Genomic DNA, 26,042 nt, shown 5'->3' on the forward strand with positions numbered 1-26,042 from the left:
TTCCCGGTCAAAGATCCACAATCAGACACCTGGGAGCATGTTCGTGGCAGCCCTCGCACGCTGGTGTGTTCGACGTCGTCTCGGCACCGTCCTGCTCTGGCTCCTCGCCTTCGGCGGGGTCGCCGCGGCCGCCGGCGTCGCGGGATCGGCGTACTCCAACGACTACGGCGTGCCCGGCACCGACTCCGACCGTGCCTCCCGGCTGCTCACCTCCGGCTTCCCCGGCCTCGGCGGCGACAGCGACACGATCGTCTGGCACACGACGACCGACACCGTGCGCGCCACCGACGTCGAACAGACGATGACCCGCACCCTGGACCGCATCGCGGACCTCCCCGGCGTCGCCTCGGTGACCAACCCCTACGACGACGCCGACTCGCCGCAGATCAGCGAGAACGCCCACACGGCGTACGCCTCGGTCACCTTCGAGGACGCCTCCCAGGACATCGACCCGGCCGAGGCGCGGGCCGTGGTCGACACCGCGAAGGCGGCCGGGACCGACGGGCTCCAGGTCGAACTGGGCGGCAGCGCCGTCGCGGTGACCGAGGCGCCGGACGGCCACCTCGCCGAGGTCGTGGGCGTGGCCGTCGCCGCCGTCGTCCTCTTCCTCGCCTTCGGCTCCCTGGCCGCCTCCCTGCTGCCCATCGCCACCGCGCTGGTCTCCGTCGGCACCGCCTACGCCGGCATCACCCTGCTCGGCCACGCCATGACCGTCGCAGACTTCGCGCCCATGCTGGGCACCCTCATCGGACTCGGCGTCGGCATCGACTACGCGCTCTTCATCGTCACCAGGCACCGGCGCGGACTGAAGCGCGGCCTCACGGTCGCCGAGGCCGCCGAGAACGCCGTCGCGACCACCGGGCGAGCGGTCGCGTTCGCGGGTGCCACCGTTTGCATCGCGCTGCTGGGCATGCTGATCCTCCGGCTCAGCTTCCTGGGCGGCGTGGCCATCGCCGCCTCGCTCACCGTCGTCCTCACCGTCGCCGCCTCCGTGACGCTGCTGCCGGCGCTGCTGTCGTACATCGGCCCGCGCGCCCTGAGCCGGCGCGAGCGGCGCCGGCTCGCGGAGCACGGGCCCGAACCCGAGCTGCCGACCGGGTTCGCCGCCCGCTGGTCGGCGTTCGTCGAGCGCCACCCCAAGCTGCTCGGCGCCCTCGCGCTCGTCGTCATCACCGTCCTCGCCCTGCCCACCCTCGGCCTGCGTCTGGGCACCTCCGACCAGGGCAACGACCCCGAGGGCAGCACCACCCGCCAGGCCTACGACCTCCTCGCCGAGGGCTTCGGCCCCGGCGTCAACGGCCCCCTCACCCTGGTCACCGAGGTCGCCGGCGCCGAGGACCGGCTCGCCCTGGACAACCTCGACGCGGACCTGCGCACCACCGAGGGCGTCTCCTCGGTGACCCCGGTGGCCTACAACTCGGGCGGCGACACCGCGTACCTCACCGTCGTACCCGAGTCCTCCCCGCAGTCGCCGCAGACCAGCGAGCTCGTCGAGCGGCTGCGCTCCGAGGTGCTGCCGCGCGCCGAGGCCGGCACCGCCCTCGACGTGCACGTCGGCGGGGTGACGGCCGGCTACGACGACTTCGCCGACGTCATCGTCGGCAAGCTGCCCCTCTTCGTCGGCGTGGTCGTGGGCCTCGGCTGCCTGCTGCTCCTGCTGGCCTTCCGCTCGATCGGCATCCCGGTCAAGGCCGCCGCGATGAACGTCGCCGCCGTCGCCGCGTCCTTCGGCGTCGTCGTGGCGATCTTCCAGTGGGGCTGGGGGAGCGAACAGCTGGGCCTGGGCAGCGCCGGCCCGATCGAACCCTTCCTCCCCGTGATCATGGTGTCGGTACTCTTCGGTCTCTCCATGGACTACCAGGTCTTCCTGGTCAGCCGGATGTACGAGGAGTGGCTGGAGACCGGTGACAACCGCCGCGCCGTCCGGGTCGGTCTCGCCGAGACCAGCCGGGTGATCAACTCGGCGGCGGTCATCATGATCTCGGTGTTCCTCGCCTTCGTCCTCAGCGGCGACCGGGTCATCGCCATGTTCGGCATCGCGCTCGCCGCGGCCGTCGCCCTGGACGCCTTCGTCCTGCGCACCCTCCTGGTGCCCGCCCTGATGCACCTGCTCGGCGGCGCCAACTGGTGGCTGCCACGCCGCCTGGACAAGCTCCTGCCCCGCATCAGCATCGAGCCGCCCGAGTGCCGCGCCGCCCATGAGAGGCTGGCCGCGGCGACGGACGCCGAGGTGGCGGACGTCCTTGCGGAGGAGGAGCGACACCGGGATGTACGCGATACCACTGGGTGACGACGGAGCCGAACTGCGCCCGCTGGAGACCTGGCACGCCGAGGAGTTCCTGGCCCACCTGGAGCGGGGCAGGGAGTTCATCACCCAGCACATCCCCTTCGGCGCCAAGGCCACCGACGTGACCTCCGCCCGGGAGATCCTCCAGGCCTACGCCGACCGGCACGCCGCCGACAGCGGCTTCCTGCACGGACTGTGGCTGGACGGCAAACTCGTCGGCGGACTGCTCTTCCGGGTCTTCGACGCCGCCACCGGAGTCTGCGAGATCGGCTGCTGGCTGGAGCCCGCCGGAACGGGCCGGGGCCTGGTCACCCGTGGTGCCCGGGTCCTGATCGACTGGGCGTTCGACGAGCGCGGCATGCACCGCGTGGAGTGGCACGCGTCGTCCGCCAACACCCCGAGTGTCAACGCCGCCCGGCGACTCGGCATGATGCGTGAGGGAGTGCTGCGCGAAAGCTCCCTGCACCGGGGCGTCCGCCAGGACATCGAGGTGTGGGCCGTGCTCGCGCCCGAGTGGCGTGCGGCACGTGAGGCACGCGCGCGTGCCGCTCAAAAGGATCATTAAGGGACCTCTCAGACAGCGTCCGTACGGTGCGAGACATGGGAACGAAGACAGTGGACGAGACCGGCGTGAAGACCGACGAGCACAAGACGGACGAGGCGGCGGAGGCTCCCGAGACCACCGAGGTCGAGAAGGAGGAAGGCGCGGACGTCACGCCGGACGACACCACGCCGGACGACGAGGCCGCTGACGACGCCGACTCCGCCGCCCCCGCAACCGAGGGCGCCACCGGCGTCGGCCAGGGCGCCGGTGCCGTCGTCTCCGCCGGGCTGGGCCTCGTCTCGCTGACCGGCAGCTGGGTCGGCACCGTCGCCTCCGCGCGCCAGTCGCTGATCGGCCAGCTGGAGACGTCCTCGTCGTCGAACGTCGGCACCCTCATCGAGAAGGGCTACGGCGACGCCTGGCACGCCACCGCGCTGTGGGGCGGCGCGTTCGCCCTGGTCGCGCTGATCGTCGGCGTCGTGGTGCTGGCCCGTCCCGCGTTCGGCGCGCCCGGCCGCCCGCAGGCCCCGTGGATCAAGTCGGTCGCCTGGGCGGGCGTCGCCCTCGGCGTCATCGGCCTGCTGCTCGCGGTCCTGAAGTACACGGACATCCTGCTCGGTCTGCCGTCCACCGGCTGACCAGGCCTTCCGCAGGGGTCTTAGGGCATCCACGCGCCTGTGGCGCACGCCCTAAGACCCCTCACGCATGTCTAAGCCCCCTCACGCACGTCTAAGGTCCCGCGCGGTGCCGAAGATGCGGAACTTACCCGATGTGGCGGACCCCCCTGGGAGACGAAGGTTGAGGCATCGCAGTCAGCGAAGCAGCAACCGGCCTCACCACAGGAGACACGCCGTGTTCGAGTACGAGATCCAGCAGACCCGCGCCACCGAACTGATCCGCCGCGCCGACGAGGCCCGGCTGGCCCGCGAGGCCGTCCGCGCCCGCCGCGCCGCCCGCCGGGACGCCAGCCGCACAGCCGCGCCGGAGGAGAGCCATAGCCGGCGCCCGCGCAGGCACCGGTTCGCCCGGGCGGCGTGAACGGGGGAACCGGGGAGGGTGGCCGTACGGCCGCCCTCCCCGTCGCCGTACCGCCCGCCGTCCACCTGTCGAAAACAGCTGCGCCGCTGTCGGACCCGCGTGCGATGCTCGCTTCCGTGGAGACCAGGTCCGTCAGTCCCGTGTTCGTCGGCCGCGCCGGCGAACTGGCCATCCTGCACGACGCGCTCGTCCGCGCCGCCTCCGCCGAGCCGCAGGCGCTGCTCCTCGGCGGCGAGGCAGGCGTGGGCAAGACCCGTCTCGTCGAGGAGTTCGCCGACGCCGCACGCCGGCAGGGCGCCGTCGTCGCGCTGGGCGGCTGCGTCGAGATCGGCGCCGACGGACTGCCCTTCGCGCCCTTCTCCACCGCCCTGCGCGCCCTGCGCCGCCAACTGCCCGGGGAACTGGCGGACGCCGCCGCCGGACAGGAGGAGGAACTGGCCCGGCTGCTGCCCGAACTGGGCGAGGGCGCCCCGGTCACCGGCGGCGGCCGGCACGACGAGGAGAGCATGGCCCGCCTCTTCGAGCTCACCGCCCGCCTGCTGGAGCGCGTGGCCGCCCGGCACACCGTCGTCCTCGTCCTGGAGGACCTGCACTGGGCCGACGCCTCCACCCGCCACCTGATCGCCTACCTCGTCCGCACCCTGCGCACCGGCCGCCTCGTCGTCCTGGCCACCTACCGCTCCGACGACATCCACCGCCGCCACCCGCTGCGCCCCCTGCTCGCCGAACTCGACCGGCTGCGCACCGTCCGCCGCATCGAGCTGGGCCGCTTCACCCGTGACGAGGTGGGCCGGCAGATCGCCGGCATCCTCGCCTACGAACCCGACCCGCTCCAGGTCGACGAGATCTTCGAACGCTCCGACGGCAACGCCTTCTTCGTCGAGGAACTGGCCGTCGCCGCTCACGAGGGCTGCTGCACCGGCCTCACCGACTCTCTGCGCGACCTGCTCCTGGTCCGCGTCGAGGCGCTGTCCGAGAGCGCCCAGCGGGTCGCCCGGACCGTCGCCGAGGGCGGCTCCACCGTCGAGTACCGGCTGCTCGCCGCCGTCGCCTCACTCGCCGAGGACGACCTCATCGAGGCGCTGCGCGCCGCCGTCGGCGCCAACATCCTGCTGCCCGCCCCCGACGGCGACGGCTACCGCTTCCGGCACTCCCTGGTCCGCGAGGCCGTCGCCGACGACCTGCTCCCCGGCGAGCGCTCCCGCCTCAACCGCCGCTACGCCGAGGCCCTGGACGCCGACCCCACGCTGGTGCCCGCCGCCGAGCGCGTGATGCGCCTGGCCAGCTACTGGTACCACGCCCACGACCCCGCCAGGGCCCTGCCCGCGGTACTGGACGCCTCCGTCGAGGCCCGCCGCCGCCACGCCTACTCCGAGCAACTGAGGCTCCTGGAACGCGCCATGGAGCTGTGGGACTCCGTGCCCGACGACATCCGCGCCACCCTGCGCCCCGTCGACTACACCGAGGTCTACCCGCCCTGCGGCTGCGATCCGCAGACCACGCCCCTGCGCTACCTCGACCTCATGGCGGAGGCCGCCGTCGCCGGACGGCTGTGCGGGGAGCGGGAACGCGCCCTGAAGATCACCAAGCGGGCGCTGCGCCTGCTGGAGGAGGAGCAGGAGACGGGCGCGGGGGTGCCCGCGAGCGGCCGGGACCCGCAGCGCGCCGCCTGGTTCTGGACGCAGCGCTCCCTGCTGGTCCAGGCCCAGGGACGCGGCGACGGCTGGCGGGAGCTCGGCATCGCCCAGGAACTGGTCCGCGGCCTGCCGCCCTCCCAGGTGCACGCCGAGGTGCTGGCCATGGCCGCCAACTGGTCGATGCTCCACGACCCGGGCCCCGACGCGGTCGTCGCCGCCGAGCGGGCCGTCGAGTACGCGCGCATGGTCGGCGCCGACGACATCGAGCTCAACGCCCGGCTCACCCTGGGCGGCCTGATGGTCGACGCGGGCCACATCGACGCGGGGCTCGCCGAGATGTACCAGGTCAGAGGCCTGGTGGTGGCGCAAGGGCGGTCCGCCGTGGTGGCCCGCAGCCACGTCAACCTGCCGTCCGTCCTGGAGAGCGTCGGCCGTTCCGAGGAGGCGCTCGGCATCCTGCGCGAGGGTGTCGAGCTGACCCGGCGGATGGGGCTGCTGGAGTCCGAGGCCTGGGTGTGGGGCAACCTCTCCGAGTCGCTGATCTCGCTGGGCCGCTGGGACGAGGCCCTGGAGGCCGCGGCGCGGGCATCGGCCCCGGGCCGCGGCCCCGCACCACGCGGTGGCGCCGCCCTCAAGCGCGCCGTCGTCGCCCTCGCCCGGGGCGGGACGGCCGAGGCCGCCGGGCTGCTCGCCGAGGCCCGCGCCGCCTACGGCACGCACGACCCCATGCCGCAGTACCGCCTCCCGCTGGCCGCCCTCGCCCTCGGCATCGCCGCCGCCGAGGGCCGCCTCCCCGACGTCCGCGCCGAACTCGGCCGGGCCCTGGACGCGGGCCTGCCGCCCGGCACCCAGCGCTACGGCTGGCCGCTGCTGCTGTTCGCCGCCCAGGCGGAGGCCGACGCCCGCGGGCTGCCGGCCGCCGAGGAGGGACGGGCCGAGGCCCTGGAACGGATCGCCGGCACCGCCAAGTCGCTCACCACCGGGGCACCCGTCTGGCTCGCCCACGAGAAGTGGGTCCGTGCCGAACTCCACCGGGCCGAGGGCCGGGACACCCCGGCGCTCTGGACGGAGGTGGTCACCGCCTTCGAGTGCCTGGAGCGGCCCTACGATCTCGCCCGGGTCCGGCACCGGCTCGCCGCCGCCCTCCTGGACACCGGCGGCGAGGACGAGCGCGCCCGCGCCACGGAGCTGCTCCGCCTGGCCGGCGCCGTCGCCCGGCACCTCGGCGCCCGTCCGCTGGCCGACGCGGTCGACCGGCTCGGCCGCCGCGCCCGCCTCACCCTGGGCCGCGCCGCCGGACCCGAGCGCGTCCCCGCCGACCCGGCCGAGGCCCTGGGCCTCACCGGCCGGGAACGCGACGTGCTGCGCCTGGTCTCCGACGGCCGCACCAACCGGCAGATAGCGGAGGAACTCTTCATCTCCCCGAAGACGGCCAGCGTCCACGTCTCCAACATCCTGGCCAAGCTCGGCGTGTCCGGCCGCGGTGAGGCGGCGGCGGTGGCCCACCGGCTGGCGCTCTTCCCGGCCGACCGGCTCACGTCCGGTTCGGCCGAGTGAGGCTTACGCTGTAAAGGACGCCGACGGACGGAGGCACTGTGTTCAACGCATTCGAGGAGCTGTTCTCCCCCGGCCGCAAGCACACCCGCGACGAGCAGAACCGACTGGAACTGACCCGCGAGGACGTCGGTGACGGCGACCCCGGCCACGGCCCGATAGACCTCTCGTCGGGCAAGGTCGTCGTCCACGTCCCCCGCCCCGCCGAGGCGGCCGACGACCGAGGACACCCGAGCGGCCCCTGAGGCCCGTCCTAGCTGACCCGCAGCTCCAGGATCCGGTCGTCGTCCTGCTTCGGGTCGCCCCGGCCGTCCGTGTTGCTGGTCACCAGCCACAGCCGGTCGCCGCCCGCCGCGACGACCGTGCGCAGCCGCCCGTACTCGCCCTCCAGGAAGGCCTGCGGGTCGGCCGCCGCCTCCGTCCCCTTCAGCGGCACCCGCCACAGCCGCTCACCGCGCAGGCCCGCCATCCACACCGAACCCTCGGCGAAGGCGATACCGCTGGGGGAGGCCTCGTCGGTGCTCCACTGGGCGAGCGGATCGTGGAAGCCGGAGCCGCCGCTCCTGCCCTCGGCCTCGGGCCAGCCGTAGTTGTCGCCCGGCTTGATCGCGTTCAGCTCGTCCCAGGTGTCCTGTCCGAACTCCGCGGCGAACAGCCGCTGCTCGTCGTCCCAGGCCAGCCCCTGCACGTTCCGGTGGCCGTACGAGTACACGACCGAGTCGGGGAACGGGTTGCCGGGCGCCGGCTCGCCGTCCGGTGTCATCCGCAGGATCTTGCCGCCGAGGGACTCCTTGTCCTGGGACAGGCCCTCGTCACCGCTCTCGCCGGTGCCCGCGTAGAGCATCTTGTCGGGGCCGAAGGCGATCCGCCCGCCGTTGTGGACCACTCCCTTGGGGATGCCCCGGAAGACCGTGTCCGGCTCCCCCAGCTGCTCACCGGACGGTTTCTTCTCGTCGTACCGCATGCGCACGATCCGGTTGTCCGAGGCCGAGGTGAAGTACGCGTAGACCATGTGGTCCGAGGCGTAGTCGGGGGAGAGCGCGATGCCGAGCAGACCGCCCTCGCCGGCCGCGGCCACCCCGGGCACCTCGCCCAGCTCCGTCTTCTCGCCGGTCTTCTCGTCGACCCGCGTGATCGTGGCCCCGTCGCGGGAGGAGACCAGCAGGCCACCGCCGGGCAGCGGCGCCAGGCCCCAGGGGCTCTCCAGGCCGGTGGCGACCGTACGGACCACCTCCACGGAGCCCTTCGCGGGCGGCGTCCGTTCGGCGGCCGACCCCGGAGGCGACGACCGGTCCGCCGTACTGCTCGCGGAGGTGGAGCCGTCCGCGCCCGACGGCTCCCCGGCGTCGGAGGAGCAGCCGGCCGTCAGCAGCAGGGCGGCGGTGGCCAACACGGCCGGCACGGCTCGACGTCGCACGATCATGGTCGACAGGTCCCTTCGACGCGGCGGGTTCTCCTTGTCATACACCGCACGCGCCCTTCAAGTTCCCGATCGCCGAATCCCGAACCGGGCAATCGCCCGCCTCAGTCCCACGAGCCCCGGGCCGTCGGCAGCCGGCGCACCTCCGTCAGGTCCTCCTCGGTCAGCCGCAGGCCGGCCGCCCCGGCGTTGTCGCTCACCCAGCGTTCCCGTTTGGTGCCCGGCACCGGCACCACGTGCGGCCCCTGCGCCAGCACCCAGGCCAGCGCCACCTGCGCGGGCGTGACCGCGTCGCCGTGCCGGGCGGCGATCCGGCGCAGGCCCGCCACGATCGGCTGGTTGGCGGCCATCATCTCGGCGGTGAAGCGGGGGTGCCGGGCGCGCAGATCCTCCGGTTCAAAGCCCTGCCCGGGCGTCAGCGTGCCGGTCAGGAAGCCGTTGCCGAGCGGCATCGCGGCGAGGAAGCCGACGCCGCGCGTCACGCACCACGGCAGCAGCGTCCGCAACGCCTCCGGCGACCACACCGACAGCTCCGCCTCGACCGCGCTCACCGGGAACACCTGCTGCACCCGCTCCAGCTGCCGGACGGTGGCGTCGTGCAGCCGCGCCCCCGGCCGCCGGGCCGACCGCGCGCCCACCGCGCAGAGCCCGAGCGCCCGCACCTTCCCGGCCCGCACCAGCTCCGCCATCGCGCCCCAGGTCTCCTCGATCGGCACCTCGGGATCGGCACGGTGCAGCTGGTAGAGGTCGATGACGTCCGTCTGGAGCCGGCGCAGGGAGGCGTCGCAGGCACGTTTCACATAGCCGGGGCGGCCGTTGGCCACGATGTGCTGGTCGCCCACCAGCAGACCGACCTTGGTCGACACGAAGGCGTCCGGCCGCCGCTCCTTCAACACCCGTCCCAGCAGCAGCTCGTTGGTGAACGGGCCGTACATGTCCGCCGTGTCCAGCAGCGAGACACCCAGGTCGAGGGCCCGGTGCACCGCTCTGACCGACTCCTCGCCCCGCTGCCGCGACGCGCTGTACGCCCAGTTCATCGGCATGCACCCGAGTCCGACGGCCCCCACCGCGAGTGCCGTCGCGCCGATCGTCCTGCGCTCCACCGGTCGTGACCCTCCCTCGTCAGGTCACCCAACCTAACCTCTGCCCTTCCGCGCCCCTGACATAGCCTCCTGACCATGAGTGCTGACGTGTGGCTGCCCATCCCGCCGGACGAGATCGAGGGTCTTCCCGAGGGCCCCGCCTACCGCTACTGGAACGGTGAGGAGTCCTTCCCCGCCGACCCGGCCGACTGCGCGTACTACGTCGTCCCCTACATGAAGCCCAGCGGCATCGGCACCCGCCCGCTGCCCGGGATGCGCTCCGTCCAGGTCGTCCAGACCCTCTCCGCCGGCATCGACCACGTGGAGCCCGGCCTGCGGCACCTGCCCGCGGGGGTCCAACTGTGCAACGCGCGCGGCGTGCACGAGGCCAGCACCGCGGAACTCACCCTGGCCCTGATCCTCGCCTCCCTGCGCGGCGTGCCCGACTTCGTCCGGGCGCAGGACCGCGGCGAGTGGCTGGGCGGCTTCCGGCCCGCGCTCGCCGACCGCACGGTGCTCATCGTCGGATACGGATCGATCGGCGCCGCGATCGAGGACCGGCTCGTGCCGTTCGAGGTCGCGCCGGTCGTGCGCGTCGCACGCTCCGCCCGCACCACGGCGCGCGGCCCGGTGCACCCGCTCACCGAACTGCCCTCCCTGCTCCCGGAGGCCGACGTCGTCGTCCTGTCCACACCGCTCACCGAGGAGACCCGCGGGCTGGCCGACGCGGAGTTCCTGGCCCGCATGAAGGACGGCGCCCTGCTCGTCAACGTCGCCCGCGGCCCCGTCGTCGACACGAAGGCGTTGCTCACCGAACTGGAGAGCGGACGCATCACCGCCGCCCTCGACGTGACCGACCCCGAGCCGCTGCCGCCCGGCCACCCCCTGTGGCGTGCTCCCGGCATACTCGTCAGCCCGCACGCCGGGGGCCCGACCTCCGCCTTCCTGCCGCGCGCCAAGCGGCTGCTGGTGGACCAGTTGAGCCGTTTCGTGAACCGGGAGCCGCTGCGCAACGTGATCCTGACGACGGGCGCGTAATCCCTTCCGGGTACCCTCCGCAACTCTCCGGACGCGGTGGGTACGCGCATATCCGCTGGTCGTCACGGAGCGTAGAGAACCTATGTCCCTGAGTGACCATCCTGGTGTATCGTCCGACAGGGGACGCGCCGCGCACCGGTCGGCGCCGGGGATGGATCTCAGACTGTGAGGGGGGCGACGGGCGATGCACGGCCTATGGACGAACGACCCGACGCGGCGGAGCCGCCGCCGGCGACCCTGGCGCACGACCGCGACCGCGCGCGGGCGAGGCCGGTCCGGCCGCGACGGTCGGCCCTGCCCCCACCAGCGCCGGCACGGCGGCCGCAGCAAGCAGAAGCCGCCCCTCCCGCGGGGCGCGCGGGCCGCGGGACCGGCGCGGACCGGGAGGCCCCGGTGAGTCCGCCGACCTCCGTACCCACGCTGGACGGCGCGCTGCGGGCGCAGCCCTCGCCCGGACCGCTGCCGCCCCGGCCGTCGGCCGTCGCCGGCGGGCCGACCCTCGTCCGCCAGCTCGTCCTGGCCCTGGTCTGCGCGGGATACGCCGTCGGTTCCGCGTTCGGCTGGGGTTCGGACCACCTCGCCAAGATCATGGGTGACTTCGGGCTGAGCGCCGCCGCGGCCGCCGCCGCGGTCTCCTGCTTCGTCTACGCCCGTGGGCGCCGGGTCCGTTTCCGGCCCGCCTGGTTGCTGTTCGCCCTCTCCTCGGCGATGGCCTCCCTGGGCAACGCGGTCTGGGGGTGGTACGAGGTCGTCCTGCGCCAGCCCGTGCCCAGCCCCAGCTACGCGGACCTGTTCTTCCTGTGCTTCGCGCCGCCCGCCATCGTGGGTCTGCTGGTGCTGGCCAAGCGGCCCGTGACGAAGGCGGGCTGGATCTGCCTCGGCCTGGACGCCTGGCTGATCGGCGGTTCGCTGCTGACGCTGGCGTGGAGCCTGGCGCTGGCGCAGGCGGCGAAGGCCGGGGGCGGTTCCAGCGTGGCGCACGGCGCGCTGTCGGTGGCCTACCCGCTGCTCGACATCGCCCTGGTCAGCATGGTGCTCGCGCTGCACTTCAGACGGTCGCCCGTCTGCCGTTCCGCGGTCAACACCGCCATCGGCGCACTCGCCCTGACGGTGATGTGCGACGCCCTGTTCACCTCGCCGCTGCTGCACAACAGCTACCGCTCCGGGCAACTGCTCGACGCCGGCTGGTTCGCCGGTTCGCTGCTGCTCGCCTACGCCCCCTGGGCCGCGTCCCGGCGCGGGGGGCAGGCGGACGAGGAGCGGACCGGCGGGCACACACGCGTGGTGCGTGAGCACGTGCCCGGCCAGCGCGGCACCACCGGCCACCACGCGGCGTCCGCGGCCGCCAACGCGTCCGCAGCGGTGACCGGACCCGGCCCGGGGGGCGAGCGCGGGCGCTATCCGGGCGCCCGGCCCATCGCCGGTTCCCTGGCGGCGCTCACGCCCTACCTCGCCGCCGCCGTCTGCACCCTGGGCATCCTCTACAACGTTCTCAACGGCCGCAGCGTCGACCGCGTGGTGCTGCTCACCGGCGGAACCGTGGTGCTCGCCCTCGTCGTGCGCCAGGGCATCATGCTGCTCGACAACATCACCCTCACCCAGGAACTGGCCCAGAAGGAGAACCACTTCCGCTCCCTGGTCCAGGGCTCCAGCGACGTCATCATGATCGCCGCGCCCAACGGCATCCTCCGCTACGTCTCCCCGGCCGCCGCCGGGGTCTACGGACGCCCGGCCGAGGAACTCGTCGGCAGCGAACTGGCCGGTCTCATCCACCCGGAGGACCTCGGCTGCGTGGTGCACGAGGTGCGCCGGTTCCTCGCCGCCAGCCCGGTGGAGGAACCCACCACGCGCATCGAGTGCCGCTTCCGCTCCGGGGGTGGGGGAGGCTGGCTCAACGTGGAGTCCACCGTCAACCGCCACCACGGCGGCCTGATCTTCAACAGCCGGGACGTCACCGAGAGAGTGCGCCTGCAGGCGCAGCTCCAGCACAACGCCGAACACGACCCGCTCACCGACCTGCCCAACCGGGCCCTGTTCACCCGGCGCGTCCAGCAGGCACTGTCCGGCCGTCGCGCCTCCGACCGGGGCGCCGCCCTGCGCGGCACCGCGGTGCTCTTCATCGACCTCGACGGTTTCAAGGGCGTCAACGACACCATCGGGCACCAGGCCGGCGACGAGCTGCTCGTCCAGGCCGCCCGCAGACTCCAGGAGGCCGTCCGCAAGGGCGACACCGCCTCCCGGCTGGGCGGCGACGAGTTCGCGGCCCTCATCGTCGGGGACGGCGCGACCCGGGAGCGGGCGGCCCGCGAGCGGCAGATCCTGGAACTCGCCGACCGCCTCAGGGTGACCCTCTCGCAGCCCTACCTCATCGACGGGAACGACGTCCGCGTCAACGCCTCCATCGGAGTCGCCTTCGCCGAAGCCGGCCTCGGGGCGGGCGAGTTGCTGCGCAACGCCGACCTCGCGATGTACCGGGCCAAGGCGGGCGGCAAGGGGCGCGTCGAGCTGTACAGACCGCAGATGCAGCAGGACGTCGTACGCAAGGCCGAGCTGGCCACGCGGCTGCGGGCCGCCCTCCAGGACGGGGAGTTCGCGCTGCTGCACCAGCCGGTGGTCTCCCTCACCGACGGCCGGATCGCGTCGGTCTGCGCCCAGCCGCGCTGGCGCTCCTCCCAGGGCGTGCTGTTCACCCCCGCGGAGTTCCTGCGCGTGAGCGAGGACGGCGACAAGACCGCCGAGCTGGACCGCTGGGTGCTCCAGGAGGCCGTGGAACAGGCCGCGGAGCGCGCGGCGGCCGGGCTCTCGGCGGCCGTGGCCATACGCATCGGTGCCCGTCGGCTGCTGGACCGCTCCATGCCGCTGGGGACCGTGGAGGCCCTGCTGACCCGGCACGGGCTGCCCCCCGGCGCCCTTGTGATCGAGCTGTCGGACATCGACCCACGGGTCGGTCTGGACGAACTGGACCGCCGGCTGAACGCCCTGCGCAGGGTCGGCGTCCGCATCGCCCTCGACGGCTTCGGCAGCGGCTACTCCGCGATCACCGCACTGCGGCGCCTGCCCGTGGACGTCCTCAAACTCGAACGCGGCCTGGTCGAGGGCGTCGTGGAGTCGGCGCGGCTGCACAAGATCACCAGCGGCCTGCTGCGCATCGCCACCGACCTCGGGCTGAAGTCCGTGGCGGACGGGGTCGACCTGCCCGAGCAGATCGTGGCCCTGCGCGCGATGGGCTGCACGCACGGACAGGGCATGGCGTTCTCCGGTCCGCTCGACGAGTACCGGCTGCGCAGAGCGCTCGGAACCGGCCGCTACCCGGTGCCGCACGGCCCGGCCGAACCCGCCTTCGCGGGCGGTGTCACGGCCGGCCTGCCCGCCGTCCTGCGTGGTGGCACAGCCCTCCGCTCACATAATGAGACGCCCGTCCCACCCACTTGACAGTGGGTGTGCGCCGGGTGGAGGGTCAGTGCCATGCGCACCCGAATTCTCGTACTTGGAAAGCGCGTCGGCTGAGCAGGTGACGTCCGGACCGTTCCGGACTCCCCGCGACACACACCCGGCGCGCTCCCCTCGCTTGCCTTTTGGCACGAGGGGTTTTTTGTTGCACCAGCACCCCTGGGCAACAGCCGCACACCGCTCAAACCTCGCAGAACCCTCAGCATCAACCCTCAGCATCGAGAAGAGAATGCCGATGACCGAGCAGGCCACCGGGGCCCATCACCCGCAGCCCCGGCCCCGATCCGGAGGACAGTCCGCCCCCGAGCACGTCACGGGTGCGCAGTCCCTCATCCGCTCCCTCGAGGAGGTCGGAGTCGACACGGTATTCGGCATTCCCGGCGGCACCATCCTCCCGGCGTACGACCCGCTGATGGACTCCACCAGGGTGCGCCACGTCCTGGTCCGCCACGAGCAGGGCGCCGGCCACGCGGCCACCGGCTACGCGCAGGCCACCGGCAAGGTGGGCGTCTGCATGGCGACCTCGGGACCGGGCGCCACCAACCTGGTCACGCCGATCGCCGACGCGCACATGGACTCCGTGCCGCTGGTCGCCATCACCGGCCAGGTGGTGTCCTCCTCGATCGGCACGGACGCCTTCCAGGAGGCGGACATCGTCGGCATCACGATGCCGGTCACCAAGCACAGCTTCCTGGTCACCAAGGCCGAGGACATCCCCCGGGTGATCGAGCAGGCCTTCCACATCGCCTCCACCGGCCGCCCGGGCCCGGTCCTGGTCGACATCCCCAAGGACATCCTCCAGAAGAAGACCACCTTCGCCTGGCCCCCGGTCATGGACCTGCCCGGCTACCGCCCGGTCACCAAGCCGCACGCCAAGCAGATCCGCGAGGCCGCCAAGCTCATCACCGCCGCCAAGCGGCCGGTCCTGTACGTCGGCGGCGGCGTCCTCAAGGCACAGGCCACCGCCGAGCTGAAGGTCCTCGCCGAACTCACCGGAGCGCCCGTCACCACCACCCTGATGGCGCTCGGCGCGTTCCCCGACAGCCACCCGCTGCACGTGGGAATGCCGGGCATGCACGGTGCGGTCACCGCCGTCACCGCGCTGCAGAAGGCCGACCTGATCGTCGCCCTCGGCGCCCGCTTCGACGACCGCGTCACCGGCAAGCTGGACAGCTTCGCCCCGTACGCCAAGATCGTCCACGCCGACATCGACCCGGCCGAGATCGGCAAGAACCGCGCCGCCGACGTGCCGATCGTCGGTGACGCCCGCGAGGTCATCGCCGACCTCGTGCAGGCCGTCCAGAAGGAGCACAGCGAGGGCAACACCGGCGACTACAGCGCCTGGTGGAAGGACCTCAGCCGCTGGCGCGACACCTACCCTCTGGGCTACGACCAGCCCGAGGACGGTTCACTCTCCCCGCAGCAGGTCATCGAGCGCATCGGACAGCTCGCACCCGAGGGCACCGTCTTCGCGGCCGGCGTCGGCCAGCACCAGATGTGGGCCGCGCACTTCGTCCAGTACGAGCAGCCCGCCACCTGGCTGAACTCCGGCGGCGCCGGAACCATGGGCTACGCCGTCCCCGCCGCGATGGGCGCCAAGGCCGGTGTCCCCGACCGCACCGTCTGGGCGATCGACGGCGACGGCTGCTTCCAGATGACCAACCAGGAACTGACCACCTGCGCCCTGAACAACATCCCGATCAAGGTCGCCGTCATCAACAACGGCGCCCTCGGGATGGTCCGCCAGTGGCAGACCCTGTTCTACAACCAGCGGTACTCCAACACCGTGCTGCACTCCGGCCCGGACGACGTCAACCCGGAGGCCCGCGGCACCCGCGTCCCCGACTTCGTGAAGCTGTCGGAGGCCATGGGCTGCTACGCCATCCGCTGCGAGGACCCGGCCGACCTCGACAAGGTCATCGAGGAGGCCAACTCCATCAACGACCGTCCCGTCGTCGTCGACTTCATCGTCCACGAGGACGCGATGGTCTGGCCGATGGTCGCCGCCGGCACCTCCAACGACGAGATCATGGCCGCCCGGGACGTCCGCCCCGACTTCGGCGACAACGAAGACGACTGAGCGAGAGAGACCGAAGAGACCATGTCCAAGCACACGCTCTCCGTCCTGGTGGAGAACACCCCCGGCGTCCTGGCGCGGATCACCGCCCTTTTCTCCCGCCGCGGCTTCAACATCGACTCCCTCGCCGTCGGCGTCACCGAGCACCCCGACATCTCCCGCATCACCATCGTGGTGAGCGTCGAGGACTTTCCGCTGGAGCAGGTCACCAAGCAGCTCAACAAGCTGGTGAACGTGCTCAAGATCGTCGAGCTGGAGCCGACCCAGGCCGTCCAGCGCGAACTCGTTCTGGTGAAGGTGCGCTCCGACAACGAGACGCGCTCCCAGATCGTCGAGATCGTCCAGCTCTTCCGCGCCAAGACCGTCGACGTCTCCCCGGAGGCCGTCACCATCGAGGCCACCGGCAGCAGCGACAAGCTGTCCGCCATGCTCCGGATGCTGGAACCGTACGGCATCAAGGAACTCGTCCAGTCCGGCACGATCGCCATCGGCCGCGGCGCCCGTTCGATCACGGACCGCTCGCTGCGCGCACTCGACCGGTCCGCGTAACGGCGGAAAACGGTCCGCATATCGACGGAAACGGGCGGCCGCGGACCCACCGGCCGCCCGCATTCCGAGACCCCGAAACTTCCCTTCCCCTCACCGGCATACGGTGGGACGCAACACCTGCACTCAAGGAGAGAACCCAGTGGCCGAGCTGTTCTACGACGCCGACGCCGACCTGTCCATCATCCAGGGCCGCAAGGTCGCGGTCATCGGGTACGGCAGCCAGGGCCACGCCCACGCCCTGTCGCTGCGCGACTCCGGCGTCGACGTGCGCGTCGGTCTGCACGAGGGCTCCAAGTCCAAGGTCAAGGCCGAGGAGCAGGGCCTGCGCGTGGTGAGCCCGTCCGAGGCCGCCGCCGAGGCCGACGTCATCATGATCCTGGTCCCGGACCCGATCCAGGCCGAGGTCTACGAGAAGCACATCAAGGACAACCTGAAGGACGGCGACGCCCTGTTCTTCGGCCACGGCCTGAACATCCGCTACGGCTTCATCAAGCCCCCGGCCGGCGTGGACGTCTGCATGGTCGCCCCCAAGGGCCCGGGCCACCTGGTGCGCCGTCAGTACGAGGAGGGCCGCGGCGTTCCCTGCATCGCCGCCGTCGAGCAGGACGCCTCCGGCAACGCCTTCGCGCTGGCCCTGTCGTACGCGAAGGGCATCGGCGGCACCCGCGCCGGCGTCATCAAGACGACGTTCACCGAGGAGACCGAGACCGACCTCTTCGGCGAGCAGGCCGTCCTCTGCGGTGGCACGGCCGCGCTGGTCAAGGCGGGCTTCGAGACCCTGACCGAGGCCGGTTACCAGCCGGAGATCGCCTACTTCGAGTGCCTGCACGAGCTGAAGCTGATCGTGGACCTCATGTACGAGGGCGGCCTGGAGAAGATGCGCTGGTCGATCTCCGAGACCGCCGAGTGGGGCGACTACGTCACCGGCCCGCGGATCATCACCGACGCCACCAAGGCCGAGATGAAGAAGGTCCTCGCCGAGATCCAGGACGGCACCTTCGCCAAGAACTGGATGGACGAGTACCACGGCGGCCTGAAGAAGTACAACGAGTACAAGCAGCAGGACTCCGAGCACCTGCTGGAGACCACCGGCAAGGAGCTGCGCAAGCTCATGAGCTGGGTCGACGAGGAGGCGTAGGCCTCACTGCCGGGGGCCGGGGCGACGCCGCTCCGGCCCCTTCGGCGAACCCGGGGTAACGTCGGAGGCACGGCGTTGTCCAACCCGTCCAGCCACGGACGGGTGATCCTTCCGCCAAGGCGCAGGACGACCCGCGTCACGCCACTAGACTGCTGCACAACATACGCGTCAGGCCCACAGCGTCGTGCGTCTTCCACGCGGCTCAGCGACACCGAATGCGGCCGTCGGGACGGCCGTCCGCATTGGACTTGTGAGGACTCACGTGAGCTCGAAACCCGTCGTACTCATCGCCGAAGAGCTGTCGCCCGCGACCGTGGACGCGCTCGGCCCCGACTTCGAGATCCGCCAGTGCAACGGCGCGGACCGGGCCGAACTGCTCCCCGCCATCGCCGACGTGGACGCGATCCTGGTCCGCTCCGCCACCAAGGTCGACGCCGAGGCGATCGCCGCCGCCAAGAAGCTCAAGGTCGTCGCCCGCGCCGGTGTAGGCCTGGACAACGTGGACGTCTCCGCCGCCACCAAGGCCGGCGTCATGGTGGTCAACGCCCCGACCTCCAACATCGTGACCGCCGCCGAGCTGGCCTGCGGCCTGATCGTCGCCACCGCCCGCAACATCCCGCAGGCCAACGCCGCGCTGAAGAACGGCGAGTGGAAGCGCAGCAAGTACACCGGCGTCGAGCTGGCCGAGAAGACCCTCGGCGTGGTCGGCCTCGGCCGCATCGGCGCCCTCGTCGCACAGCGCATGTCCGCCTTCGGCATGAAGGTCGTCGCCTACGACCCCTACGTGCAGCCCGCCCGGGCCGCGCAGATGGGCGTCAAGGTGCTGTCGCTGGACGAGCTGCTTGAGGTCTCCGACTTCATCACCGTCCATCTCCCCAAGACCCCCGAGACCCTCGGCCTGATCGGCGACGAGGCGCTGCGCAAGGTCAAGCCCAGCGTCCGCATCGTCAACGCCGCGCGCGGCGGCATCGTCGACGAGGAGGCGCTGTACTCGGCGCTCAAGGAGGGCCGCGTCGCCGGCGCCGGCCTCGACGTGTACGCCAAGGAACCCTGCACCGACTCGCCGCTGTTCGAGTTCGACCAGGTGGTCTGCACGCCGCACCTCGGCGCCTCCACCGACGAGGCCCAGGAGAAGGCGGGCATCGCCGTCGCCAAGTCCGTCCGCCTCGCCCTCGCCGGTGAGCTGGTCCCCGACGCGGTCAACGTCCAGGGCGGCGTCATCGCCGAGGACGTCAAGCCGGGTCTGCCGCTCGCCGAGCGCCTCGGCCGCATCTTCACCGCGCTCGCCGGCGAGGTCGCCGTCCGCCTCGACGTCGAGGTCTACGGCGAGATCACCCAGCACGACGTGAAGGTGCTGGAGCTGTCCGCCCTCAAGGGCGTCTTCGAGGACGTCGTCGACGAGACCGTGTCGTACGTCAACGCCCCGCTGTTCGCCCAGGAGCGCGGCGTCGAGGTCCGCCTGACCACCAGCTCGGAGTCCCCGGAGCACCGCAACGTGGTCACCGTGCGCGGCACCCTCTCGGACGGCGAGGAGGTGTCGGTCTCCGGCACGCTGGCCGGCCCGAAGCACCTCCAGAAGATCGTCGCCGTCGGCGAGTACGACGTGGACCTGGCCCTCGCCGACCACATGCTCGTCCTGCGCTACGAGGACCGTCCCGGCGTCGTCGGCACCGTCGGCCGCGTCATCGGCGAGGCCGGCATCAACATCGCCGGCATGCAGGTCGCCCGTGCGACGGTCGGCGGCGAGGCGCTGGCCGTGCTGACCGTCGACGACACGGTGCCCTCCGGGGTGCTGGCGGAGGTTTCGGCGGAGATCGGCGCGACGTCGGCCCGGTCGGTGAACCTGGTCTGAGGCGACCGTCCCGGGGGCTGCCGCCCCCGGGACCCCCGCTTCGGCCCTGAACGGGCCTCGTCCTCAAACGCCGGACGGGCTGACTTGATCAGCCTGTCCGGCGTTTTCCGTGCAGGGCTCCTCGCGCACCCGCACCCTCCGCAGCGTCACCGACGCCAGGACCGCCGCCCCGGCCAGCACCACCGCGCCCGCGATCGCCGCCGCGTGCATCCCGCTGGTGAACGCCTCCCGCGCCGCCGTCGCCAGGGCGTCCCCCGCGCGCCCCGGCAACTGCCCGGCGACGGCCAGCGCGCCGCCCAGCGTCTCCCGCGCCACCGCCGGTGCCGAGTCGGGCATGTCCTGCCGGTAGACCGCCGTGCCGATCGACCCGAGCACCGCCATCCCCAGCGCCCCGCCGAACTCCGCGCCGGTCTCCATCAGCGAGGACGCGGAGCCCGCCCGCTCCACCGGCGCGGCACTGAGCGCGAGGTCCATGATCTGGGACATCACCATGGTGACGCCCGAGGCGAGGACACCGCAGGCCACCAGCCCGAGCGCCAGCGCGTCCGTGTCCACCAGCGTCAGCAGCGCGTAGCCGCACGCGGCCAGACCGAAGCCCGCGGAGACCACGAGGGCGCGGTTGACGCCGCCCCGCACCAGACGGGCGGCGAGCGGGGCCGCGAAGCCGATCGGCACCGAGGGCAGCAGCGCCCACAGGGCGGCCTCCAGCGCGCTCTTGCCCAGCACCGACTGGATGTACTGCGTGGTGAAGAACGCCGAGCCCATCATCGCGAACATCGTGACGAGATTGAGGACGACGGCGGGGGCGAAGCCACGCCCCCGGAAGAGGGCGGGGGAGACCATCGGCGAGGCGGTGGTCCGCTGCCGGTGCACGAACAGGGCCGCGAAGAGCAGGCCCACGGTGACCGCCATGACGTAGCGGACGTGCCAGCCCTCGGACGGGATCTCCTTGAGGCCGTAGACGACCGGGAGCACCGCGGCCATCGACAGCGGGATGCTCACCCAGTCGAAGCGGCCCGGCGCCGGGTCCTTCGACTCGGGCAGCAGGAGCGGTCCCAGGACCAGGAGCAGCACCATCGCCGGCAGGTTCACCAGGAAGACCGACCCCCACCAGAAGAACTCCACCAGCACCCCGCTCAGCACGGAACCGAGCGCCACGCCGGCCGTCATCACGCCGGACCAGACCGCGATGGCCTGCGCCCGCTGGCCGGGGTCGGTGAAGAGCGAGCGGACCAGGGCCAGCGTCGACGGCATCAGCGTGGCGCCGCCGATGCCCAGCAGCGCGCGGGCCGCGATGAGCATCTCGGAGCTGTTCGCGTACGCCGCCGCCAGTGAGGCGGCACCGAAGGCGACGGCACCGATCAGCAGCAGCCTGCGGCGGCCTACGCGGTCGCCGAGCGAGCCCATGGTGATGAGCAGGCCGGCCACGGCGAAGGCGTAGACGTCGAAGATCCACAGCTGCTGGGTGCCGCTCGGAGCCAGGTCGGCGTTGATCGCCGGGATCGCGAAGTAGAGGACCGACACGTCCATGGAGACCAGCAGCAGCGGAAGCATGAGAACGCAGAGCGCCGTCCACTCTCGACGGCCGGCGCGGGGCGGGTTGGGTGTCATGCGAGCGACTATACGAGCGTCTTATACGGCTGTCTATGACGCTTGTATGGGACGTACGTATAGGACGTGTGTATGGACCGGGGATAGGGTGGCCGCATGGGACACCGTGAGGATCTGCTCGCCGGCGCCAAGCGCTGCCTGCTGGAGAAGGGGTTCACGCGCACCACCGCGCGGGACATCGTCAAGGAGTCGGGGACCAACCTCGCGTCGATCGGTTACCACTACGGCTCCAAGGACGCCCTGCTCGTCCAGGCGTACATCGAGCTGGTGGAGGCGATGTCCGAGGCGTTCGAGGGGGACCCGGACGGCGACCTGCCCGGCGAACCGGGCTCCCCGGAGCGGTTCACGGCCGTGTGGTCGAACATCATCGGGACCATGCGCGAGCCGGGCTCGCTGTGGCGGCTCAGCATGGAGATCGTCGCCATGGGTGACGAGCTGCCCCAGGTCCGGGAGCACCTGGCCCGGGCCCAGCGGGCGGGCGCGCGTGGCCTCGTCACGCTCTTCATGGGCGGCCGTGAGGAGGATGTCCCGGAGGAGACCGTCGACACCCTCGGCGGCTTCTACGTGAGCCTGCTGATGGGCCTCATGGTCCAGTGGTCGTTCAGCCCGCAGGACGCCCCCGACGCCGACCGGCTCACCGAGGGGCTGCGTCAGGCGGTCGAGGGCTTCGGCAAGGGCTGACCCGGCTCACAGACGGGCGCGCTTCAGCGCCATGTGCAGCAGCAGCCGGTCCTCCCCGTCGTCGAGGTCCAGCCCCGTCAGCTGCTCCACGCGGGACAGGCGGTAGTACAGGGTCTGGCGGTGGATGCCCAGCTCGGCGGCGGTGCGGCCGGCCTGGCCCGCGCAGTCCAGGTAGACCTCGGCGGTGCGGGCCAGTTCGCGGTGCGCGGGGGAGAGCAGCACCCGTACGGCCGGATCGTGGGCCGACCGCGACGGCAGTGCGGTCAGCAGCCGGAACGCCCCGATGGACGTCCACTCGGCGACCGGCCCGAACCGGCTCTCGGCGCCCGCCGCACGGGCCGCCGCCGACGCCTCCTGCCAGGCGGCCCCCAGTTCCGCGAGGCCGGTGCGCGGGCCGGACACCCCGGCCGCCGTACCCGTGCCCGCCCCGGCCGCCGCCCCGCCGGCCCCGGCCGCCGCGTTCCGCGCCCGCTCCAGCAGCCGCCCCGCGGCCGACGTCGCGGGGGTCAGCACCTCAGCCGACCGCAGCCGCACCAGCAGCGCCAGCGACTGGGCCGAGGCGCCCCACGGCACCGTGCACAGCGCCGTCGCCCCCGGCACCGTACGGACCGACGGGGCGTCGTCGGGGCCGGCCGACGGCCAGGGCGCCACGCACACCACCGCGTGCGGGGTGTCCGCGCGGGCGCCGAGCGCGGTGCGCAGCTCGGCCACCGCCATGTCCCGCTGCCAGTCGCGCTCGGCGGTCAGCACCGCCCGCAGCTCCCGGCTCAGGTCGGCGCCGTGCTGCGCCTCGTCCGCCAGCAGCGCGCCGATCCGGCCGGTGACCTCCATGGCGGCCGCCAGCTGCCGGTCGGTCGGCCCGGGATCGGTGTCCAGCAGCCACACATAGCCGAGGACGACACCCCGATGGCGTACCGGCAGACAGGTGCGTCCCCGGTAGACCCCCGCCTCCGGGGTCGGCGGAATGCGGACCGGCCCCTTGGCGCGGGTGATGCCGAAGCCCTCGAACCAGGCGCGGACGGCCGCGGTGGAGCGCCGGGTCAGGATCGAGCGGGTGCGCACCGGGTCCAGGGCGGACGGATCGAGGTCGCCCTCGCTGTCGTAGGCGCCGAAGGCGATCAGTTCGAAGTCGCGGTTCTCCAGGGTCGCGGGAGCGCCCAGCAGCTCGGAGATCTCGTCGATCAGCTCCTGGTAGTCGCCACTGGGGCCACCGGAGCCTGCGGAACCTCTGGAATCCGACGTCACCCGGGCATTCTGCCGCATTTGCGCGCCGTCTTCATACATCTGTCTGAGATCCGCCGCACGGATGCGTGACAGCTGTCGATGGCCCACGATCGGGGTCATCCTTAGATTTCACGGTGGTTCTCCGTGCCGTTCCCGAAACGTCGGGTGGACGGCCCTGTGTTGGTTGGTAAGTGGAGGTGCCCCGTGCTGGGTCCCGTGATTCTCGCCGCGTCGCGCAGCGACCGGATGCGTCGGCTGGTTTCCGCCGCGCCCGTGACCAAGCCGGTCGTCGACCGGTTCATCCCCGGCGAGACGGTCGATCAGATCGTTCCGATCGTCCAGGAGCTGACCGATCAGGGCCTGGAGCTGACGATGGACGTCGTCGGCGAGGACATCACCACCCCCGCGCAGGCCGAGGCCGCCCGCGACGCCTACCTCGAGCTGGTCGACCGGCTGAAGCCGCTGGACCTCGGCACCCGCGCCGAGATGTCCGTGAAGCTGTCGATGTTCGGCCAGGCGCTGGACGGCGGCCACGAGCTGGCCCTCGCCAACGTCCGCCCGGTCGTCGAGGCCGCCGCCGAGATCGGCACCACCGTCACCCTCGACGCCGAGGACCACACCACCCTCGACTCGATGTTCGCCATCCACGACGAGCTGCGGAAGGACTTCCCGCAGACCGGCTGCGTCATCCAGGCCTACCTCTTCCGCACCGAGGCCGACGCGCGCCGGCTCGCCGACAACGGCTCTCGCGTACGGTTGGTGAAGGGCGCCTACAAGGAGCCCGCCGAGGTCGCGTACCAGCAGCGCCACGAGATCGACAAGGCGTACGTGCGCATCCTGCGGACCCTGATGGAGGGCGAGGGCTACCCGATGATCGGGTCGCACGACCCGCGGCTGATCTCCATCGCGCAGGAGCTGGCCCGGACCGCCGGGCGCAAGCTCGACGAGTACGAGTTCCAGATGCTGTACGGCATCCGCGGCGACGAGCACCTGCGGCTCGCCGCCGAGGGCCACCGCATGCGCGTGTACACCGCCTACGGCACCGACTGGTACGGCTACTTCATGCGCCGTCTGGCGGAGAAGCCGGCCAACCTCCGGTTCTTCGCCCGCTCGATGGTCAGCAAGGGCTGAGCCCACACCGCTCGCAACACCCGCTCAGTAAGGAGTAACGGCAACCATGGACGCTGTGACCCAGGTCCCCACCCCCGTCAACGAGCCGGTGCACGGCTACGCCCCCGGCTCGCCCGAGCGCGCCCGTCTGGAGGCCAAGCTCAAGGAGCTGGCCGACAACCCCGTCGACCTCCCCTGCACCATCGGCGGCGTCAAGCGGATGGGCGGCGGCGAGCGCTTCGACGTCGTGCAGCCGCACAACCACAAGTCCCGCCTGGGCACGTACGCGAACGCCACCCAGCAGGACGCCCAGGACGCGATCGACGCCGCCCTGGCCGCCGCCCCGGCCTGGCGCGCGATGTCCTTCGACGACCGCGCGGCGATCATCCTGCGCGCCGCCGAGCTGCTGTCCGGCCCGTGGCGCGAGACCATCGCCGCCTCCACCATGCTCGGCCAGTCCAAGACGGCCCAGCAGGCCGAGATCGACAGCCCCTGCGAGCTGATCGACTTCTGGCGCTTCAACGTCCACTACGCCCGAGGCATCCTGGCCGAGCAGCCCCCGGCCAACTCCCAGGGCGTGTGGAACCGCATGGACCACCGCCCGCTGGAGGGCTTCGTCTACGCGATCACGCCGTTCAACTTCAGCGCGATCGCCGCCAACCTGCCCACCGCCCCGGCCCTGATGGGCAACGTGGTGGTCTGGAAGCCGTCCCCGACCCAGACCCACGCCGCCGTGCTGCTGATGCAGCTCCTGGAGGAGGCCGGGCTGCCCAAGGGTGTCATCAACCTGGTCACCGGCGACGGCATCGCGGTCTCCGAGGTCGCCCTGGAGCACCGGGACCTCGCGGGCATCCACTTCACCGGCTCGACCAAGACCTTCCAGCACCTGTGGAAGACGGTCGGCAACAACATCGAGAAGTACCGCACCTACCCGCGCCTGGTCGGCGAGACCGGCGGCAAGGACTTCCTGGTCGCCCACCCGTCGGCCGACCGCGCCGTGCTGAAGACCGCCCTGACCCGCGGTGCCTTCGAGTACCAGGGCCAGAAGTGCAGCGCCACCTCCCGCGCGTACATCCCGGCGTCCATCTGGAACGACGGGTTCAAGGAGGAGTTCGCGGCCGAGGTCGACTACCTCACCATGGGGGACGTCACCGACCTGTCCAACTTCATCGGCGCCGTCATCGACGAGCGGTCCTTCGCCAAGAACAAGGCCGCCATCGACCGGGCCAAGGAGGACGAGACCTGCACGATCGTCGCGGGCGGCTCCTACGACGACTCGGTCGGCTACTTCGTCCGCCCGACGGTCGTCGAGTGCACCGACCCGGAGAACGAGGTCTTCCGCACCGAGTACTTCGGCCCGTTCCTCGCGGTGTACGTCTACGACGACAGCAAGGCCGACGCGTACGACGAGATGCTGACCCAGATGGAGTCGGTGTCCGACTACGCCCTCACCGGGTCGGTCATCTCGGGCGACCGCGCCGCGGCGGCGTACACGATGGAGAAGCTGCGCTACGCGGCCGGCAACTTCTACATCAACGACAAGTCGACCGGCGCCGTCGTCGGCCAGCAGCCCTTCGGCGGCGGCCGTGCCTCCGGCACCAACGACAAGGCCGGTGCCCCGCAGAACCTGATGCGCTGGACCCTGACCCGCGCCATCAAGGAGACGCTGGTCGCGCCCACCGACTACGCGTACCCGCACATGGGCTGACGCCCCCTCCGTGCGCCCGCCGGCGGGCCAGGTCACCTCGAC

At 72.1% G+C, this 26,042-nt stretch carries 19 protein-coding genes; 15 read left to right on the forward strand and 4 right to left on the reverse strand.

Annotated elements, in window-relative coordinates:
* Nucleotides 1–43: 43 nt before the first annotated feature.
* The 6 genes from M6G08_RS15555 (at nucleotide 44) to M6G08_RS15580 (ending at nucleotide 7,305) form a co-directional block, all read left to right on the forward strand.
* Nucleotides 44–2,290 (forward strand): MMPL family transporter, encoded by a 2,247-nt coding sequence (locus tag M6G08_RS15555; RefSeq protein ID WP_272587770.1) that lies wholly within the window; start codon nucleotides 44–46, stop codon nucleotides 2,288–2,290.
* On the forward strand, nucleotides 2,268–2,852 hold the full coding sequence (locus M6G08_RS15560; RefSeq protein WP_272587771.1) for a GNAT family N-acetyltransferase: 585 nt from the start codon (nucleotides 2,268–2,270) through the stop codon (nucleotides 2,850–2,852). Before M6G08_RS15555 ends, M6G08_RS15560 begins: the two co-directional genes overlap by 23 nt.
* 35 nt (nucleotides 2,853–2,887) lie before the next feature.
* Nucleotides 2,888–3,469 carry a hypothetical protein gene (locus M6G08_RS15565; RefSeq protein ID WP_272587772.1) on the forward strand — a complete coding sequence of 194 codons (582 nt, stop codon included), beginning with the start codon at nucleotides 2,888–2,890 and terminating at the stop codon, nucleotides 3,467–3,469.
* Nucleotides 3,470–3,683: 214 nt separating this feature from the next.
* Nucleotides 3,684–3,869, forward strand: a complete 186-nt coding sequence (locus M6G08_RS15570) for a hypothetical protein (RefSeq protein ID WP_272587773.1) — start codon at nucleotides 3,684–3,686, stop codon at nucleotides 3,867–3,869.
* A 104-nt stretch (nucleotides 3,870–3,973) separates the two neighbouring features.
* Entirely contained in the window at nucleotides 3,974–7,063 is a 3,090-nt protein-coding gene (locus tag M6G08_RS15575) for a helix-turn-helix transcriptional regulator (protein WP_272591348.1), read from the forward strand.
* Nucleotides 7,064–7,101: 38 nt separating this feature from the next.
* Complete coding sequence (locus M6G08_RS15580) at nucleotides 7,102–7,305, forward strand: DUF6191 domain-containing protein (RefSeq protein ID WP_272587774.1); 204 nt, start codon at nucleotides 7,102–7,104, stop codon at nucleotides 7,303–7,305.
* Nucleotides 7,306–7,313: 8 nt separating this feature from the next.
* Here M6G08_RS15580 and M6G08_RS15585 read toward each other — a convergent pair whose 3' ends face one another.
* Together M6G08_RS15585 and M6G08_RS15590 are read right to left on the reverse strand one after the other, a co-directional pair.
* The gene (locus M6G08_RS15585; RefSeq protein ID WP_272587775.1) at nucleotides 7,314–8,483 is read right to left on the reverse strand and encodes a PQQ-dependent sugar dehydrogenase; all 1,170 of its coding nucleotides are present in this window, start codon (nucleotides 8,481–8,483) and stop codon (nucleotides 7,314–7,316) included.
* Between the two features lie 101 nt (nucleotides 8,484–8,584).
* The gene (locus M6G08_RS15590) at nucleotides 8,585–9,583 is read right to left on the reverse strand and encodes an aldo/keto reductase (RefSeq protein ID WP_272587776.1); all 999 of its coding nucleotides are present in this window, start codon (nucleotides 9,581–9,583) and stop codon (nucleotides 8,585–8,587) included.
* 75 nt (nucleotides 9,584–9,658) lie between these two features.
* Here M6G08_RS15590 and M6G08_RS15595 point away from each other — a divergent pair, with 75 nt between their 5' ends.
* The 6 genes from M6G08_RS15595 to serA all read left to right on the forward strand — a co-directional run bounded on the left by M6G08_RS15595 (nucleotide 9,659) and on the right by serA (nucleotide 19,666).
* Nucleotides 9,659–10,600 (forward strand): 2-hydroxyacid dehydrogenase, encoded by a 942-nt coding sequence (locus M6G08_RS15595; RefSeq protein WP_272587777.1) that lies wholly within the window; start codon nucleotides 9,659–9,661, stop codon nucleotides 10,598–10,600.
* Between the two features lie 393 nt (nucleotides 10,601–10,993).
* Complete coding sequence (locus M6G08_RS15600) at nucleotides 10,994–14,032, forward strand: putative bifunctional diguanylate cyclase/phosphodiesterase (protein WP_272587778.1); 3,039 nt, start codon at nucleotides 10,994–10,996, stop codon at nucleotides 14,030–14,032.
* A gap of 253 nt (nucleotides 14,033–14,285) precedes the next feature.
* Nucleotides 14,286–16,130, forward strand: coding sequence for an acetolactate synthase large subunit (locus M6G08_RS15605; protein ID WP_272587779.1), 1,845 nt, complete (start codon nucleotides 14,286–14,288; stop codon nucleotides 16,128–16,130).
* 21 nt (nucleotides 16,131–16,151) lie between these two features.
* Nucleotides 16,152–16,676, forward strand: coding sequence for an acetolactate synthase small subunit (gene ilvN, locus M6G08_RS15610; RefSeq protein ID WP_019329768.1), 525 nt, complete (start codon nucleotides 16,152–16,154; stop codon nucleotides 16,674–16,676).
* Between the two features lie 139 nt (nucleotides 16,677–16,815).
* Nucleotides 16,816–17,814: a ketol-acid reductoisomerase gene (gene ilvC / locus M6G08_RS15615; RefSeq protein ID WP_272587780.1), complete on the forward strand. Its 999-nt coding sequence runs from the start codon at nucleotides 16,816–16,818 to the stop codon at nucleotides 17,812–17,814.
* Between the two features lie 262 nt (nucleotides 17,815–18,076).
* On the forward strand, nucleotides 18,077–19,666 hold the full coding sequence (gene serA / locus M6G08_RS15620; protein ID WP_217246783.1) for a phosphoglycerate dehydrogenase: 1,590 nt from the start codon (nucleotides 18,077–18,079) through the stop codon (nucleotides 19,664–19,666).
* Nucleotides 19,667–19,729: 63 nt separating this feature from the next.
* Here serA and M6G08_RS15625 read toward each other — a convergent pair whose 3' ends face one another.
* Nucleotides 19,730–21,277: an MFS transporter gene (locus M6G08_RS15625; protein ID WP_272587781.1), complete on the reverse strand. Its 1,548-nt coding sequence runs from the start codon at nucleotides 21,275–21,277 to the stop codon at nucleotides 19,730–19,732.
* Nucleotides 21,278–21,373: 96 nt separating this feature from the next.
* On the opposite strand from M6G08_RS15625, the gene M6G08_RS15630 reads away from it, so the two are divergent.
* Nucleotides 21,374–21,958, forward strand: a complete 585-nt coding sequence (locus tag M6G08_RS15630; RefSeq protein WP_272587782.1) for a TetR/AcrR family transcriptional regulator — start codon at nucleotides 21,374–21,376, stop codon at nucleotides 21,956–21,958.
* Between the two features lie 6 nt (nucleotides 21,959–21,964).
* On the opposite strand, the gene M6G08_RS15635 is transcribed toward M6G08_RS15630, so the two are convergent.
* On the reverse strand, nucleotides 21,965–23,221 hold the full coding sequence (locus tag M6G08_RS15635; RefSeq protein WP_272587783.1) for a PucR family transcriptional regulator: 1,257 nt from the start codon (nucleotides 23,219–23,221) through the stop codon (nucleotides 21,965–21,967).
* Between the two features lie 165 nt (nucleotides 23,222–23,386).
* Between M6G08_RS15635 and M6G08_RS15640 the strand changes: the two genes are divergently transcribed.
* Both M6G08_RS15640 and pruA read left to right on the forward strand, forming a co-directional pair.
* Nucleotides 23,387–24,313 (forward strand): proline dehydrogenase family protein, encoded by a 927-nt coding sequence (locus M6G08_RS15640; RefSeq protein ID WP_272587784.1) that lies wholly within the window; start codon nucleotides 23,387–23,389, stop codon nucleotides 24,311–24,313.
* A 46-nt stretch (nucleotides 24,314–24,359) separates the two neighbouring features.
* The gene (gene pruA, locus M6G08_RS15645) at nucleotides 24,360–26,000 is read left to right on the forward strand and encodes an L-glutamate gamma-semialdehyde dehydrogenase (protein ID WP_272587785.1); all 1,641 of its coding nucleotides are present in this window, start codon (nucleotides 24,360–24,362) and stop codon (nucleotides 25,998–26,000) included.
* Nucleotides 26,001–26,042: the final 42 nt, after the last annotated feature.

The sequence above is a fragment of the Streptomyces sp. M92 genome, assembly GCF_028473745.1.
GTDB lineage: Bacteria > Actinomycetota > Actinomycetes > Streptomycetales > Streptomycetaceae > Streptomyces.

Excerpts from the sequence above, each read along its gene's own strand:
- M6G08_RS15560 (WP_272587771.1), top strand. The coding sequence starts at position 2,268 with ATGTACGCGATACCACTGGGTGACGACGGAGCCGAACTGCGCCCGCTG.
- M6G08_RS15565 (WP_272587772.1), top strand. The coding sequence starts at position 2,888 with ATGGGAACGAAGACAGTGGACGAGACCGGCGTGAAGACCGACGAGCAC.
- M6G08_RS15575 (WP_272591348.1), top strand. The coding sequence starts at position 3,974 with ATGCTCGCTTCCGTGGAGACCAGGTCCGTCAGTCCCGTGTTCGTCGGC.
- M6G08_RS15585 (WP_272587775.1), bottom strand. The coding sequence starts at position 8,483 with ATGATCGTGCGACGTCGAGCCGTGCCGGCCGTGTTGGCCACCGCCGCC.
- M6G08_RS15595 (WP_272587777.1), top strand. The coding sequence starts at position 9,659 with ATGAGTGCTGACGTGTGGCTGCCCATCCCGCCGGACGAGATCGAGGGT.
- M6G08_RS15605 (WP_272587779.1), top strand. The coding sequence starts at position 14,286 with ATGACCGAGCAGGCCACCGGGGCCCATCACCCGCAGCCCCGGCCCCGA.
- ilvN (WP_019329768.1), top strand. The coding sequence starts at position 16,152 with ATGTCCAAGCACACGCTCTCCGTCCTGGTGGAGAACACCCCCGGCGTC.
- M6G08_RS15625 (WP_272587781.1), bottom strand. The coding sequence starts at position 21,277 with ATGACACCCAACCCGCCCCGCGCCGGCCGTCGAGAGTGGACGGCGCTC.
- M6G08_RS15630 (WP_272587782.1), top strand. The coding sequence starts at position 21,374 with ATGGGACACCGTGAGGATCTGCTCGCCGGCGCCAAGCGCTGCCTGCTG.
- M6G08_RS15635 (WP_272587783.1), bottom strand. The coding sequence starts at position 23,221 with ATGCGGCAGAATGCCCGGGTGACGTCGGATTCCAGAGGTTCCGCAGGC.
- pruA (WP_272587785.1), top strand. The coding sequence starts at position 24,360 with ATGGACGCTGTGACCCAGGTCCCCACCCCCGTCAACGAGCCGGTGCAC.